This is a genomic window from Candidatus Vicinibacter affinis (assembly GCA_016714365.1).
GTDB classification, from domain to species: domain Bacteria; phylum Bacteroidota; class Bacteroidia; order Chitinophagales; family Saprospiraceae; genus Vicinibacter; species Vicinibacter affinis.
The window spans coordinates 448,065-463,299 of the sequence record JADJNH010000006.1 but is presented as its reverse complement, the minus strand read 5'-3'; the positions used below and the strand labels follow the sequence as shown (position 1 = coordinate 463,299).

The window sequence follows — 15,235 nt, the reverse complement described above, 5'->3', positions numbered from 1 at the left end:
TTGGAATTAAATCAGCGGTAAGAACTATTTATCCTCCAAATCTTACATTGGCTTTAGATACTTTAAATACCTATTACCTTAGATTCGAAGCTTACTCACAATCAAATAATGATTGGCAAGGTATTAATTGGAATCCAAAATTAATAGTTACACTTGTTGGAATAGATAGTACTGATGTATCTGAAGTGTACCCGCCGGTAAAGTATTCACTATTCAGAAATTATATATTACCATATAAACCATCTAATGGAAAAAGCTTGAAAAGTTATAATACCATTATTGGTTCAATGACAAAAATTATTGACTCGGTATATGTACATTTAAATTTTGCACCTGATATTAAAACTCAAATCATAACATGTACATCTGAAGCTTCAGTTTGCGTAGATGGTAAAGTATTTTTTAAAGTAAAGCAAAATGGAAGAACCATTGGAACAAGAATAATAACCGTTAAAAACAACTCCATTACCATAAATAATTCTTCGCCAATTAAAGTAAAATTTACAGATGAAATCTCTAAAATATTGACATTGGAGTTAAACAGTGACGGATCTTATTATGGAAATGAATTATTAAGAATATTGGAATCTAGAGGTAACTGGGATAAAATGGTTGGGTATCTTGGTACATCTGCTTATGTTACATCCGGATCAAATGAAGCAAAAAACAATAAAATCACAAGAAGAAATTTGAACCTATTGTATGATTTGCAGGAAGCTAAAGGTCATTTTTATCGTGGATGGGGTCAGTTCTTATATAATCCAAGTCAAGATACTGGCCAACATGTAGCATTAAATGATTCTTTTGGAAGGCTTATAAACACATATAAGGATACCATGTTTACTTTAACAGAAGATCAAATATCAATCTTTTCAGATATTACTATTGATGATTTAGATGATGAAAACTATGGTGAAAATTTTGACCCAGAAACAGGACAAATATTAATTCCCGGATTAACCGATCTAAAACTTCCTAACTTTCTATTTTTAACACCATATGCGTTTAAAGAAGCGATTATTAAGGACGGTGCAAAATATATTGATCAGAAGTGGAGAGGATTTAGTAAGCATAATTATGTTGCTAAATATTCTGCTCGAGCAATTAGCGCAGAAGAAGATGTAACCGATATGATTAGTTTGCATAGTCCATTTCTTGAATATTCTAATTATAATACAGGTGCATATTCACTTAACAAATATGTCACCTCTAAGACTAAGTCGGTTAATTCCGGGGCATCAGCTGGAAGGATCAAAGTAGGAAAGAGTAGAACCATCTCTTCGAAATCTACAAATCGATCAGATTATATTGATATGAATGGAGATCGATACCCAGATCCAATTTTAGAAAATTTTGCTCAATTAACTAATTCAACAGGCGGATTATACCCTTCGTCTTATTCTACTTCAGCAATAACATCAGGAGTTAGAACTTGGGAGAATACTGGCTTAACTGATGTCTATAATAATGGTAAAAGCGCATCAGGAACTTTTGGAAAAGCTGGCAATCAGACCGCTGATCCATCTGGTAAAGGAGGAAATAGATTCGGAAAATTTCTAAATTCAAGATTAGGGGATGCGTCTCTTGGACTTTCGGCTAACACCGGCACTTCATATAATAATTGTAAAGTCTTATATATAGATATTAATGGTGATGGACTTACTGATAAACTCTATTACAATGTTAATAATGTAGTTACTAAGATGAATCAAGGGAATACAGGTACAGATGATGGACTGACAGATTGGGGACTTGTTGGATTGTATAAAAACATTAATGAGTCTAAAGGTTTAGGCTCAAGCCTTGGAAAAGAATATTCATCCGGAGCAGGAAAAAGTATCACATTTGGGCTATCCATTGGAATTGGCAAAGCCTTGACAGGAATTCAACTTGTTGATATGAATGGTGATGGTCTTGTAGATTTCTATCGAGATGTAAATGGCAATGGTGTTGTTAATTTCAATAAAGGCAATGGATTTGATCTAACAGATAGTTGTGTGCTAAATTTTAATATAAATCCCAATTCTAAATCTACAAGTTTGTCAATTAATGGTGCGTTTGCTTTTGGGTTACCAATTCCAATTTTTGGGACTTGTTTAAAACCTGTAGTTAATTTGAGTTTATCACCAAATAGGGCAGTTAATAATACAAAGACTACCATTGAAGATTATGATGGTGATGGATACCCGGATATTGTTAGACAAGAAGATGAATGTACATTACAAATTAGAAGATCTAAAATAAAAAGAACTAATAAACTAAAAACTGTAATAACACCCTTAGGAGCAGAATATACCGTAGATTATAAATTAGCTCCTTCTAATTATGATATGCCCAATAGCAAATGGGTGGTATCAAAGCTTGATGTTTATGATCCATATGCAACGGCAGCAGAAGGGCCTTCTACCATGAATAAAAAATTCGAATTTCATAATGGAAGATATGATAGACGTGAAAGGGATTTTTACGGATTCGAATATGTTAGAACTATTGACCTACATAATGATAATTCTGTCTACCGACAAAATATTGATCGATACCATAATATGAGTTATTATTTGAATGGAATGCTTAAGGAGAATTACGTTGTCAAAGGTGATATCACTGTAAATCAGGATGTATTGAAGAGAGATTCAATTACAATTTCAAATTCCATTAAATACAGCCAATTATCCAATAATTATGTTTTACGGGCACCAATAGTATCAACTTCCACCCCATGGATAATTGATACTAGCTCCAATCTAGGAGAAGATTATGATGTAGGAGGCACAAAAGGTAATGGTGCAGCATATGCGCAAAAAGTAGAATCTACCACAACAATATATGAATTTGGATCAACAACACTTAGTAATACTGAGTCCATGGAATATGATGAATACGGTAGAGTGACTAATTACGCAAAAGCAGGATCAGGTAATGATTACACATCATCCATAACTTATCAAACCCCGAACTTTACTAAAAACTTATTACTTATACCTGATCAAATCAGTGTTAGCGATGGTAGTGGTTTGTTACGTAAACGAAAAGTAGGGTCATATGATAGTAATACTGGAGCAATAACATCTATTCATACTTATACCAGTGCAGGTAGCTATTTTACAACAAGTTTATCCTATTATAGCAACGGTAATCTTAACACGGTTACTACACCCATTGATCAGGATGGATATTCTAAAATTACAGAATACACCTATGATACAACACAGCAACAATTTATTACAGGCATCAGTAACACTTACAATGGAGAAGTTTATAGTTCTTCAGCTGAATATGATTTAAAATTTGGCGTTATGACTTTATCTACAGATATCACAGGTAATGAAATGACCTATACCTATGATCCAAAAGGCAGAGTGTTACAAATCAAGGGACCTAAGGATCCTACATATTCGTTGAAATTTGCTTATACATTAAATGCAAGCGGTAAATCATATGCAACAACGGATCACTTCGATGTTCAGAATCCTTCCAATGATATGCAGACCCTAACCATCATTAATGGTCTTGGCCAGCCTGTTCAAATTAAGAAAGATATAGTCAAGTATGACAACGGTACCTTTGATGAGGGTGTAAGCATATCAGGTCTAGTAACCAAAGATAAATTTGGAAGAGCAATAAAGCAATATCATCCCAAATTTGCTACATCAATGAGTACCGGTTTTGATTCCTCTCCAAGCGCTACTGTTACATCTGAGACAACGTATGATGAAGTAGATCGCCCATTAACTGTGAAAGATGCAGATAATACGGTCATTACCATGTCTTATGATATATCAGATGGATCGCTTCATACAGTTACTACTATACCACAAAATGCGAGTACTAATATTGTTAAAGAAAGTTATACTGATCTAGACAAACAAGTCGTTAAACAAAAAGATAATGGTAAGACTACTACTTTCGACTTTGATGCAGCAGGTCAGCTCCTCAGTGTATTAGATGAAGATGGTAATACCACATCCAGTGAGTATGATCTTGCAGGCAGAAGAACACAATGGATCCATCCAGACGCTGGAACCAATAATTATACATATGATAATCTTGGTCAATTAATGACCATGGTAACTCCAAATCTTGCCATGAATAGTGATGAAATAATTTATAAATCTGATGCTTTAGGTAGGATTAAATCGGTCACATATCCTGATTATGCAAATTCTACTCCAAATATCAATAATGTCAAATATGAATATTATCCTGCTACAACAGGAGGCATTGATAATAATAGAGGTAGATTGATGTTGGTCCAAGATGCAACAGGATTAAGAAAATATGAATATGGATCTCAAGGAGAAATAGTTAAAGACATCAGAACAATAATTGCTCCAGGCCAGGATAATAAAACCTACGTTCACCGATTCCATTATGATACATGGAATCGTATTGATACGCTCATTTATCCTAATAAAGACACCTTGCTTTACAAGTATGATTTAGGCGGTAATTTGAACTTTATGAAAGCTGGTGTTCAGGTTTATATAGATAGTATTGGGTACGATGAATTCGAGCAAAAAGTATATTGTAAATATGGTAATAGTACGTCACAAACCTATACTTATTCTACTACATTACGAAGACTTTCCAATTTGGTTTCCAAGGATCATTCTGGAAACAATATGTACAACTTGAGTTATACATTTGATAAGATTGGAAATGTAGATTCTATTCATAATTCAGCAGGTATCATCAATGAAATGGGTGGAAGTTATTATCATAAATACACGTATGATAACTTTAACCGTATATCCACTGCACACGGCAGTTGGACCGGTGATACAGGCAATACATTAGGTAACAAGGCATCAAACTATACTCTTGCGATGGCCTATGAGAATATGCATAGAATTTCAACTAAACAACAGGAACACATACGTGATGCATCTAATGTGGGTGAAAATACCTACGATAATTTATTTAAATATGAAGATGTGAATCATCCGAATGCAGTAACTTCCATAGAAAACCAAACAAACAGCAAAGTCGAAGAATTTAATTATGATAACAATGGAAATGTATTGCTCCATGAATTCGATAATGGAGATACTAAGAATATGTTATGGGATGAAGCGAATATGCTCAAAGCAATAAAAATATCTAACGCCGCAAGCTTCCAACACTACATCTACGATGCTAATGGTGAAAGAACATTAAAAGGCTTAGGTAATTATGCCATAGTGAATCTAAATGGACAAAGCCAGACCAATGCTACTTTAGGTAATTATTCAGAATATGTCAGTGGCTACATGGTTATGGGACCACATTACATGGTCACGAATCATTATTATTCAGGTACAGAAAGAATAGCTTGCAAATTAGTTGGTTCAGTAGATAGCAGTGTTGACAACAGTCTAGAGTTATCGGGATCAGAAAAAGCAGGACTTCCTGATAGACAAGCAGAAGATCTCGAATTGGTCAGAACGGAGTTTGGATTTGATACCTTAATCATTGAAGATACTGATCCTGAGGAAGACGATTGTGAAGGAAATAACGATTGTCCTAGCGTACTATATTTCTTCCACCCAGATCACATTGGATCCAGTACATATTTAACAGATGAAGCTGGAAATCCATACCAATTTTTACTATATTTGCCTTTCGGGGAAAGTATGGCCGAACAGAAAGCTGGAGGCTATTCTACGAAGTATAGATTCACGGGTAAGGAGGTTGATGAGGAAACTGGACTTTATTATTTTGGGGCGAGGTATTATGATCCTAGGATATCTCTATGGTATGGGGTCGATCCACTAGCAGCGAAATATCCAAATGCAAGCCCTTATATTTATTGCTTAAATAATCCAATTTTATTCGTTGATGACGATGGAAAAGAAATTATTATAAGAGTAACAGGAAGAGGAGATCTTGGTGATAAACAAAGGCAAATTATTCTAGCAAAACTTCAATTATTAACTAATGACAAATTAGCCGTTGGGACTGATGGAAAAGTTAGAACAGTTGGAAAAATAAATGCAAATGAAAATGTGAAACCCGAAGGCACAAGTTTAATAAATAATTTAGTAAATGGTGCAAAACAAGAAGATGGTACTGTTAAGAATAAAACAATTACTATAGTTGAGTCAACAGTAAATGGAACAAATCCAGTTGGAACCAAAGATGCTAAATCAAATGCTGAAAATGGAATTGGGACAAACTCAATTGTGGACTTTAATATTAAAAATGAAGGCGATCAAATAGTTAATGCCGATGGAACAACAGGAAGACCTTCTGAAATAGGATTGGCTCATGAATTAATTCATGCAGAATCAATGATGCTTGGTAATAATAAAACTTCTCAAAAACTCCCAAATGTAATTGATCCTGATAGTAAGAAGCCTGGGAAAGTGACTAGAGAAGAAATAAAAACAAGAATTCGTGAAAATATTATTAGAAAAGAACAAAATATTAAAGCTAGAGCAACAATTGTAGAATGAAAAGTATAATATTAATTATTGGTAACTTTTTTTTAATAGGTTGTAATTCGCATATTTGTAAATGGCAGACTATTAATTCTAACACTTTATATCTTAGTCGTTTTAAGATTAGCTTATTTGATGAATTTGTTAACAAGAAAAGCTATTGCTTAAAAAATTCTGCATACATGGGAAAAGAAGCAACTGACGATGATGCTTTATTTGTGACTATTTGTAACCTTCCTGAAATAGATATTTTGAGATTATTTCAAATGTCTAAAAAATACAAATGGGAAAAATTTTTATTGATAGAACATGAATTAAGTGGAGAGGTAAATATTCCTATATGTTCAATAATTTTCTATAAAGAACATGCATATTATGGATTTTCAATTGACTATTATTCAAAGAAAGTATACAATGTAAATATTCTTGATAATTTTAATATATTTGATCTGAAACCGGAAGTCGAACACTTTAATAATGATCATGTAATAATTTCAGAATTTAATAATAAATATGAAGTAGTACAGACCAAAATTTTTATTGGAAGTCCTGATTTAAGTAAAAAGTTAATTCAAATTTATAAAGTACAATTATGAAAAATTAGATGAAAACGTTCATCTTGTTTGATGTAAAATAGGGAAAATGTTATGGGGTCGATCCACTAGCAGAGAAATATCCGAGTTGGAATCCATATCGATATGGATTTAATAACCCAATAAAAATAATAGATCCAACTGGAATGAGTGAGGAAGATTCTGATGGTGGAGGTGATCCTAAGAAAAAAGCACCAGAAACTTCCACATGTCCTCCATCAAGTTGCACGCCAACACCAACACCTCAACCAAGTGATAAGCCAAAGGAAGACACTTATAGTTATCCTGAAGGATTTGTAGGCAATGTGAATAGGGTTATTAATAACATATTTGATAATAAGCCATCTGATGAAGTTAAGCTTAAGGAACCAGATGGGTTTAAATTTGCTTTAAAGAAAACACTTAGTGTTAATCTACAAATGGCAAATATTGCTTCGACTGTGACAGGGGTTGGGCTTGCTGCAAAGGGTATACAAGGAGCAAAAATTGCAATTGCTGGAATTGAAGCTTTAAATTTTGGATTTTCTGCTGCCGATATATATAATGATGCCACAAATAAAGAAAGTAAATTAGTAGATTATGGAAGTGCAATATTTGGCCTTAGAGGGATTAATACTTCTCTTAATCAAATTAATTTAAAAACTATAAATTCTGAAAAAAGTCTAATTCAATTAAATTCCAATATTTCGGATTTATTTGATATTCAAAATTTATTTAAAAATTAATTTATACTCTTAAGCATTTATGTTAATTATTGATAATCAAAAACAATTAAGAAGAGAGTATATATTGATAGCTGTTTATATAATAGCATTCCTAGTAATTTTTAGTAGCAATATTCATCTAATAGGTAAGTTAGCAGTAGGTTTAGTTATTTTCCTTTTTATATTTGTTTCTGCCCAAAAATGTTATTTGCTTCATTTTACAGATACGGAAATTAAAGCTTTTTACTTTTTTCCTAAAAAATCAAATGTAAATATTAATAATAGCAATATAGAATATATTAAGACACGTGAAACGCGAGGCAAGCATGATCACTATGTACTAAATATTTACTTAGTGAATAAAAATAAATATACGTTGGAATTTGATTGCAATGAGGAGCAATGGGCGAATATTATGAAATTTTTAGAAGCACATAATTTCTATACTAAAATTATATGATCAATAATGCCCTTTAGCAGATAGAATTAAAATTTTATCGTCAATAATTTCATAAACAAGTCGATGTTCTTTGTTGATTCTGCCAGACCAAGCGCCTGATAGATTTTGTTTTAGTGGTTCAGGTTTGCCGATGCCATCAAAGGGATTGGCTTTAATGCCTTCGACAAGTTGAGCTATTTTTTTGAGGATGGATTTATTTCCAGTCGATACCCAAAAATTAAGATCTTCTTCAGCATTAGGAAGAAAAATTACTTCCATAATGCATTAAGTTGTTCTGTAGTATATGCTTTGCCTTTGCCATCTTTAAAGTCTTGTCTGCTCTTCTCAATTTTAGCAACAAATTCAGGATTATAGTATTCTTCATTAGAAACTTCAAATTCAATTTTCATGGCATGGAGTGCAGTTTTTATAGCATCGACCTCTTCGATGGTTTTGGTTCGGGAGGGGGTTCTTTGACGATGTCTGTTTTGTTTTCCGGGGTGCAGGAAACAAAGGAGAAGAGTAAGCAGCAAATAAAATAGTCCTTCATAGCAGATTTATAACATACTGGTCTAATTGGCTTTCTTCATAAAGTAGAAAGCGAATTTAATCATAACTTAATAATTCACCCTGATTTTTCCATCACAAAATCTTACTACATCAGGACTTGATTTCCGTTGCTTTGGTTGATCTACTTTAAATTGCATCCAATAGTCATGAATTCTTGTATTATGGAATAAATTTTTGTAAATTTATTTGTTGTTAAATATAGAGAAGAGTTTATCGAATTATTTTGAATTAGTTTTCTCACAACGTTTCGGTATAGACGCTGCACCGCCTAACCCTTTAAAGCCAAAAATAACAATTAAACTCTTGCTAAACAAATACATCTTATTATGAAAGACTTCTGCTAGCTGGCGGTGTGGAGTCTATGCCATGTTATACCCAGCCGGCCATGTCACGTTGGGCGAAGATTTGGGTTTTGTCTAACATCGAAAAGTGAAAGGATTATTATCTTTTTAAGCGTTAATCTATAATAAACTCTGATATGTTTATGCACAAGGATACTATAAATATTTTTGGCAACATTTTCTAAAATACCCAGTCTAGGATTAGAAGGTAATAAATTTAATGAATGCCTAAGTTTAGATTCAAACTTTAATTGTGAATTGTGTCCCCAATGCTGCGATAAATAAGAGTTAATATTTTCAAGATCTTTGGTTGCTGAGCTAGTAAAAAATACCGTCATTTCATTTTTATTACTTTATCCATTGGGATTAAGTTTTCATCATTCTCCGATTCGGAATATGCTTGCAATATTTTATTTTTTTGTTCGATTGTTAATTTATCCCATGTGTTTAAAGTCTTGGAATTCCTATAATTTTCAAGAAGATCATAAATGGATTCAAGCATTTCTTGATCTTCTATTGATTCCAAAAGACTATTTATGTTTTTTATTATTGTTGTTTTTGTCATAATATGCAAATATACTCTGTTTTTATAATTTTGGACGGTTGGGTATAACTCGTATATACCTGCCACATCGTGGCATAAGTCTGTCTATCGGTGGATGGATTGGTGAAACAAAAGGTGTACATGTCTTTTTCCAAAATTAATTAAGTTTTCTTATAAAGTACCAAATGGGCTGGTATTTTTTTCAATGTTCTTGGTGCTGACATGCGTGTAAATTTCAGTAGTCTTGCTTCTGTTGTGCCCCAACAGCTCTTGAATATATCTCAAATCAGTTCCTGCTTCCAGGCGGTGTGTAGCATAACTATGTCTCAAGGAATGTGAAGTGACAATTATCTTAATTCCTGCTTTCTCTATAGCTTGTTTTAAAACATTGGATAGACTTCTTACATTGTTTGGTTTTTATTTGGTCTGGCTTTTAATCCGCAATGTATTGGGATTACTTGTTTTATTAAACATTGTAACTTCAATGTAATCACGGAGCTGTCTCCGTTGAGGCACTTTAATTCATATTTTTGTATTTAATTATGTAAAATCCTATTCATTCGCATTTCCGATATACTCCATCAGATCCGGACGATATTTTTGGCTGATGGGAATATGATGTTTTCCAATGCCAATTTCTTCAGTGGAGATGCTTTCCATCCGCTCCAGATTGACAATGTAGGATCGGTGGACCCGCATAAAATACGAGGGCAGTTTTTCTTCGAGTTCTTTGATGGTGACCAGACTGAGAATGGTTTTGTCGGTGGTTACGAATGAGACATAATTGCCTTCGGATTTTAAGTACAGTATATCCTGATAGGGGATTCTGACAAATTTGGTACCGTCCTTTACAAAAATCACCTCCTGGTCTTGTTTGACCGGAGTGCTTCGCTGTGGCTTTGTCAGGATTCTTTGGACTGCTTTCTGAAATCGGTCAAAAGAGATGGGCTTCACTAAAAAATCCTGAACGTCTTCGTACTCGTAAGATTTTGCAGCAAAGTCTGCTTCGGAAGTTACCATGATGACCGGCACATCGGTTTTTTTAATTTCCAACAGATACTGGCCCTTCATGTCCGGGAGATTGAAATCGAGAAAGATGAGGTTGATCTCCTGACCGGACAACACCTGCAGTCCGTCCATACCGGTACCGGCAGAAATACAGTATTCGATCTCCGGGATTTTGTCACAGAAATGTTTAATCAGATCGCAAATCAGAGGATCATCGTCGATGACCAGGCACTTTAGTTTCATGGGCTTTAATCTTGAAAAGCCAATCCGGAAAAACGCCGGCTTGATTTTATTCGTCCATTATAAACGTTCACTCATCAATTATCGAGCCATTTTGGTGGATTGTATTGCATACCCCGCCGGTTACATAGCTATTTTCGGCCCTTGAAATTACATGCTTACTCAAAAACTAATATCATGAAAACCAAATCAGGCCTGCTAAGGCTGTTGAAAAAAACCTTACCGATTTTCCTGATGGCCATCTGTCTTCAGACCGGCTTCAGTCAGTTTGACAAAGAATTCAAACCCTCCGCTGCATACAAATGGTTAAGTGTGGCTCTGGAAGCCACTGCCAATGATGTGGACCGTGTGGGTGCCCGTCCGACCATCCAGTCCAGGTCACTGGGAATTGCCACTACAGCCATTTACGATGCTTGGGCGGCCTATGACGATAAAGCAGCCGGTTCGAGATTTGGCACCAGCCTGCGACGCCCTAAGGCTGAGCGTACTAAAAAGAATAAAGAAACGGCTATTGCCTATGCTATTTACAGAGTTTTACTAGATGTATATCCAGCTGATAAAGATTACCTGACCAAAGAATTTACCAAGGCAGGATACAATCCCAAAAATACTTCCACAGATCCTAAGACCGCTGAGGGTGTAGGAAACAAGGTCGCTAAAGCACTTATTGATTACCGCAAAAACGATGGCGCTAACCAACATGGAGATGAAATCGGTTGCAGTCGGGTCGCTTATTCAGATTATACCTATTACCAGCCGGTAAATAACTATAAAAAAGTAATTAACCCGGACAGATGGCACCCGTTGCCTTTTGTGGATGCAAAAGGAGACACCTTTTTAGTAAATTTCCTAACCCCCCATTGGTATCGGGTGAAACCATTCGGACTAGAATCTTCTGCTCAGTTCAGAGCTCCTGAGTATCCTAAAGTTGGATCTGACCAACTGGCTAAAGAAGTTCAGGAAGTCATTGATTTTAACTCCAACCTTACCCCTGAAAGAAAAGCCATCATTGAATTCATGCGTGACGGGCCGCGTTCCACCGGACAAGCCGGGCATTGGTTGCAGTTTGCTCAAATGGTTTCCAAGAGAGATAACAATGATTTGGACCGTGATGTAAAGATGTTTTTTGTGGTAGGAACCACCGCCATGGATGCTTTCATCGCTTGCTGGGAAACCAAAAGATATTACGACAGTTCCAGGCCATGGACACTTGTCAGACATTACCATAAAGGTGAAAAAATCAGAGGATGGGGCGGACCGGACAAAGGGACCATTGAAATGTCTGCAGAGAGATGGCATCCGTATTCTCCGGCCAATTTTGTTTCTCCACCATTTCCTGCCTATGTTTCAGGTCACAGCACCGTCAGCGGAGCTTGTGCCAAAATGCTGGAATTGTTTACCGGCAGTGATAAATTTGGAGAAAAGGAAATCAGAAAACCAGGAATCATTACCGAGACTCCGGGCGATCCTGTTTCCCTTCCATTGGAAACGTTTACAGCCACTGCAGACATGGCGGGTATTTCAAGAGTTATGGGAGGTTACCACATACAAGCAGACAACGTTGCCGGCTTAAAAATGGGTAGAGACATCGCCCAATATCTTTGGAAGGATGTGTATAAAAAATACTTCGAAGGAACCATTAAAATCAAATCATAAAAATGAACAGTAAATTTCTCATCATCATTTGTGCCTTCCTTTTCTGCCAGGACAGTTTTGCACAATCTCCCTGGTCCTTACCAAAAGGGGAATTCAATTTTGGTTTGGGCTATAGCCGCAAGACAGCCGGTAAACGTTGGTATCCGACATCCATTGATACCAAGGGTACAGCATCCGGGGAGGACGATACCTGGACTGCAGATTCCTTGCAGGAGGGACCACCTTTGATAGATGGCAAATTTCATGATTTCAGATATGTATTTTTTGAACCAAGAATTGGATTAGGATGGGGATTTGAAGTTTCTGCCTTGATTTGTTGGTTGGATGGTTGGGAAAGAACCACCTCTCATCCAGGCAAAATCCCAGGGACATCCATCCGATTGGCGGAACCTGAATGGGAGATTAACCGTGGGTTTACAGATTCCTGGCTGAGGGTTAAATATCAGTTTCCTGTAAAAATTCCAATGGCTTTGGAAGTCAACACTCGTTTTCCGGATTTGTATGACGAAAAAGGTGATACCTACAATAGATTCACTTATGAAATCAATGGTCAAGATACTGTAGTTGAACCCAGCGGAGAATGGAGAGGCTTGTTGAAAAGAGATTTTGGAATCAATTACCATATAGGAGGCAACCTGGATAAAAAATACAGATCTTTTATCAGAGGGCAGGTTGGGTATAACTTTAGACAGGATGCTTTTGCAGACCAATTGATTGTTGCTGTCGCAGGAGGATATACTTTTCCAATCACCAAGAATTTTTCAATTTGTCCAAACGTATTCGTGGATTACATCGGTGGGATGGGAAATGGAGGAACTCCGGATCTCTCAGATCGATTTTATTTTAATGGCAGAAAAAATTTCTACTTCAACAACAGTAAAACGCTCAGAACTTATTATAACCTCGAATTAAGATTTTACAACAAATTAAGCGTCACCGGAGGAGTAGGATACTGGGTTTGGGGAAGAGGAGCAGCTAAATACACAGAACCATTTGTCATGATAAACTACAGTTTTTCATTGAAAGACATCAAACGATAAAATGACCCACCCATAAGCGAAAGGACCTTTAACCCCCATGAACTAATTTGTACGGGTTAAACTTGGTCAGTTTAGCTTAACATTTAAAACCCTTCTATAATGATAGAAGGGTTTTTTCATTATGGAGCAATGTGCACTGGGGTATTACCAAATGACAAACTCTTTAAAAGTAAATGCGCTTAGATAATTTTACAATGTGATGTTCAAGAGAATTCATGCAAATATTTAAGTCTTTTTTCTTGTATTCAAAAAGTGTGATGCTTGGATTTAAGAATATTAAATACCTTTATTAACCAATGAAAGTTAAATCACTTAATCTAAATTTTGAACCCTTTCCCATTCTGGAATCTTCCCGATTAAGCTTGAGAAAAATATTGCCCGGAGATGCAACTGATTTTTATAAAATGAGATCTGATCAGGAAGTGATGAAATACATTGACAAACCAATGATGAAAAGTGTGGTCGAAGCAAAGGCATTCATCAAACAGATCGAAGCGGATCGGTTGCTTGGAAATGGCATCAATTGGGGCATCACTTTAAGAGAAGAAAATAAATTGATTGGAACGATTGGATTTTGGAGAATGGATAAACCCAATTACAGAACGGAAGTAGGATATATGCTGCAAACCAAACATCAGGGGAAGGGTTTGGTATCAGAAGCGTTGCAGACTGTTCTGGATTTTGCTTTTAATCAGATGCATGTTCACTCAGTTGAAGCCAACATCAATCCATCCAATGATCGTTCACGAAATTTATTGATCAAAAATGGTTTTGTAAAAGAAGCCTATTTTCGTGAAAACTATTTTTACAACGGAAAATTTCTGGACTCAGAGATTTATTCACTCATCAGTAAAGTTTAGCGTGTGGCTCTCGAACTTTTTTAGTAGGCTAAGGGTAACAATTTAGCCGGGGAAAATATGTATGGATATTTTTTTTTTACAGAGGGTATTCTAAACTATCATTCCTCCTCAATTTCCCGGATGCTTGCTTTTTTATAAAGTTTGGAAAATTTCTTTTGCAATTTCTTGCTGTAGTGTGCTGCATCCAGTTGATAATGGTTGTCATAAAACAATCCATTCATGAAGGGGACAAGTGAATTCAAACGCATGTAGGCGGGAAAGGGTGCAGGTAATTTGTTGCCGTATTTATTGATAAAAATAAATGCCTCCAATCCTTGTTCTTTGGTTTCACCAACTGCCATGATCACCTTGACTTCACCCAAAAGATTAATTTTTTGTCCTTCTTGTAAGGTGGAGTCCAGATAAAGATTGGCTGCAAAGTTTGACTGCTTAAGTTCCGGAAAATCTTTATCGTAAAAATAATACACCGGACAAAATTTGAAGTGAGTCTGCATGGCCAGGATCAAATTTTTATTGAATGAATCCCTGTCAGCTTTTAGACTGCTTATTTCTTTTTGAACACGTTGCTGGTATTTTACATTTTTGGAAGAGATGTCCAATTGACCTTCTAAGGCTGTTAGTTTGTTGTGGTGGCTTTTTAACCGCACCAGCAATTGTCCATCATGTAATTGCTGAATAAGTTCGTAGCCGTTGACCATACCGGCGTTTTCCTGCCCTGTAAGCAGGGAGATGTTAAGACTAAGTAAAAAGCTTAAGTAGATATACCGAAACACAACTAATTTTACGTTGTTAAACATCTTAATAAACGGTTTGCCGGCGCA

The 15,235-nt window shown here is 35.6% G+C and carries 14 protein-coding genes; 7 read left to right on the top strand and 7 right to left on the bottom strand.

Annotated elements, in window-relative coordinates:
* The 4 genes from IPJ53_15120 to IPJ53_15105 form a co-directional block, all read left to right on the top strand.
* Nucleotides 1-6,434 (top strand): hypothetical protein (locus tag IPJ53_15120; GenBank protein ID MBK7800431.1); only part of this gene is annotated, 6,434 nt, incomplete at its 5' end.
* A 167-nt stretch (nt 6,435-6,601) separates the two neighbouring features.
* Entirely contained in the window at nt 6,602-7,015 is a 414-nt protein-coding gene (locus IPJ53_15115) for a hypothetical protein (GenBank protein MBK7800430.1), read from the top strand.
* 143 nt (nt 7,016-7,158) lie between these two features.
* Nucleotides 7,159-7,737, top strand: coding sequence for a hypothetical protein (locus IPJ53_15110; GenBank protein ID MBK7800429.1), 579 nt, complete (start codon nt 7,159-7,161; stop codon nt 7,735-7,737).
* Nucleotides 7,738-7,756: 19 nt separating this feature from the next.
* Complete coding sequence (locus tag IPJ53_15105; protein MBK7800428.1) at nt 7,757-8,176, top strand: hypothetical protein; 420 nt, start codon at nt 7,757-7,759, stop codon at nt 8,174-8,176.
* Here IPJ53_15105 and IPJ53_15100 read toward each other — a convergent pair whose 3' ends face one another.
* From IPJ53_15100 to IPJ53_15075, 6 genes are all read right to left on the bottom strand, one after another.
* The gene (locus IPJ53_15100; protein MBK7800427.1) at nt 8,177-8,434 is read right to left on the bottom strand and encodes a Txe/YoeB family addiction module toxin; all 258 of its coding nucleotides are present in this window, start codon (nt 8,432-8,434) and stop codon (nt 8,177-8,179) included. It abuts the gene before it with no gap.
* Nucleotides 8,425-8,688: a hypothetical protein gene (locus tag IPJ53_15095; GenBank protein MBK7800426.1), complete on the bottom strand. Its 264-nt coding sequence runs from the start codon at nt 8,686-8,688 to the stop codon at nt 8,425-8,427. The genes IPJ53_15100 and IPJ53_15095 overlap by 10 nt, the downstream gene beginning before the upstream one ends.
* A 425-nt stretch (nt 8,689-9,113) precedes the next feature.
* A complete protein-coding gene (locus IPJ53_15090; protein ID MBK7800425.1) occupies nt 9,114-9,404 on the bottom strand; it encodes a type II toxin-antitoxin system RelE/ParE family toxin in 291 nt (96 codons plus the stop codon).
* Nucleotides 9,401-9,631 (bottom strand): hypothetical protein, encoded by a 231-nt coding sequence (locus IPJ53_15085; GenBank protein ID MBK7800424.1) that lies wholly within the window; start codon nt 9,629-9,631, stop codon nt 9,401-9,403. Before IPJ53_15085 ends, IPJ53_15090 begins: the two co-directional genes overlap by 4 nt.
* Before the next feature lie 150 nt (nt 9,632-9,781).
* Nucleotides 9,782-9,982: a tyrosine-type recombinase/integrase gene (locus tag IPJ53_15080; protein MBK7800423.1), complete on the bottom strand. Its 201-nt coding sequence runs from the start codon at nt 9,980-9,982 to the stop codon at nt 9,782-9,784.
* A 180-nt stretch (nt 9,983-10,162) separates the two neighbouring features.
* Nucleotides 10,163-10,861 (bottom strand): response regulator transcription factor, encoded by a 699-nt coding sequence (locus tag IPJ53_15075; GenBank protein ID MBK7800422.1) that lies wholly within the window; start codon nt 10,859-10,861, stop codon nt 10,163-10,165.
* A 231-nt stretch (nt 10,862-11,092) separates the two neighbouring features.
* On the opposite strand from IPJ53_15075, the gene IPJ53_15070 reads away from it, so the two are divergent.
* The 3 genes from IPJ53_15070 to IPJ53_15060 all read left to right on the top strand — a co-directional run bounded on the left by IPJ53_15070 (nt 11,093) and on the right by IPJ53_15060 (nt 14,414).
* Nucleotides 11,093-12,514 (top strand): vanadium-dependent haloperoxidase, encoded by a 1,422-nt coding sequence (locus tag IPJ53_15070; GenBank protein MBK7800421.1) that lies wholly within the window; start codon nt 11,093-11,095, stop codon nt 12,512-12,514.
* Nucleotides 12,515-12,516: 2 nt separating this feature from the next.
* A complete protein-coding gene (locus IPJ53_15065; protein ID MBK7800420.1) occupies nt 12,517-13,554 on the top strand; it encodes a hypothetical protein in 1,038 nt (345 codons plus the stop codon).
* Between the two features lie 296 nt (nt 13,555-13,850).
* Complete coding sequence (locus IPJ53_15060) at nt 13,851-14,414, top strand: GNAT family N-acetyltransferase (GenBank protein MBK7800419.1); 564 nt, start codon at nt 13,851-13,853, stop codon at nt 14,412-14,414.
* A gap of 98 nt (nt 14,415-14,512) precedes the next feature.
* On the opposite strand, the gene IPJ53_15055 is transcribed toward IPJ53_15060, so the two are convergent.
* Nucleotides 14,513-15,211 (bottom strand): hypothetical protein, encoded by a 699-nt coding sequence (locus IPJ53_15055; protein ID MBK7800418.1) that lies wholly within the window; start codon nt 15,209-15,211, stop codon nt 14,513-14,515.
* Between the last annotated feature and the right edge of the window lie 24 nt (nt 15,212-15,235).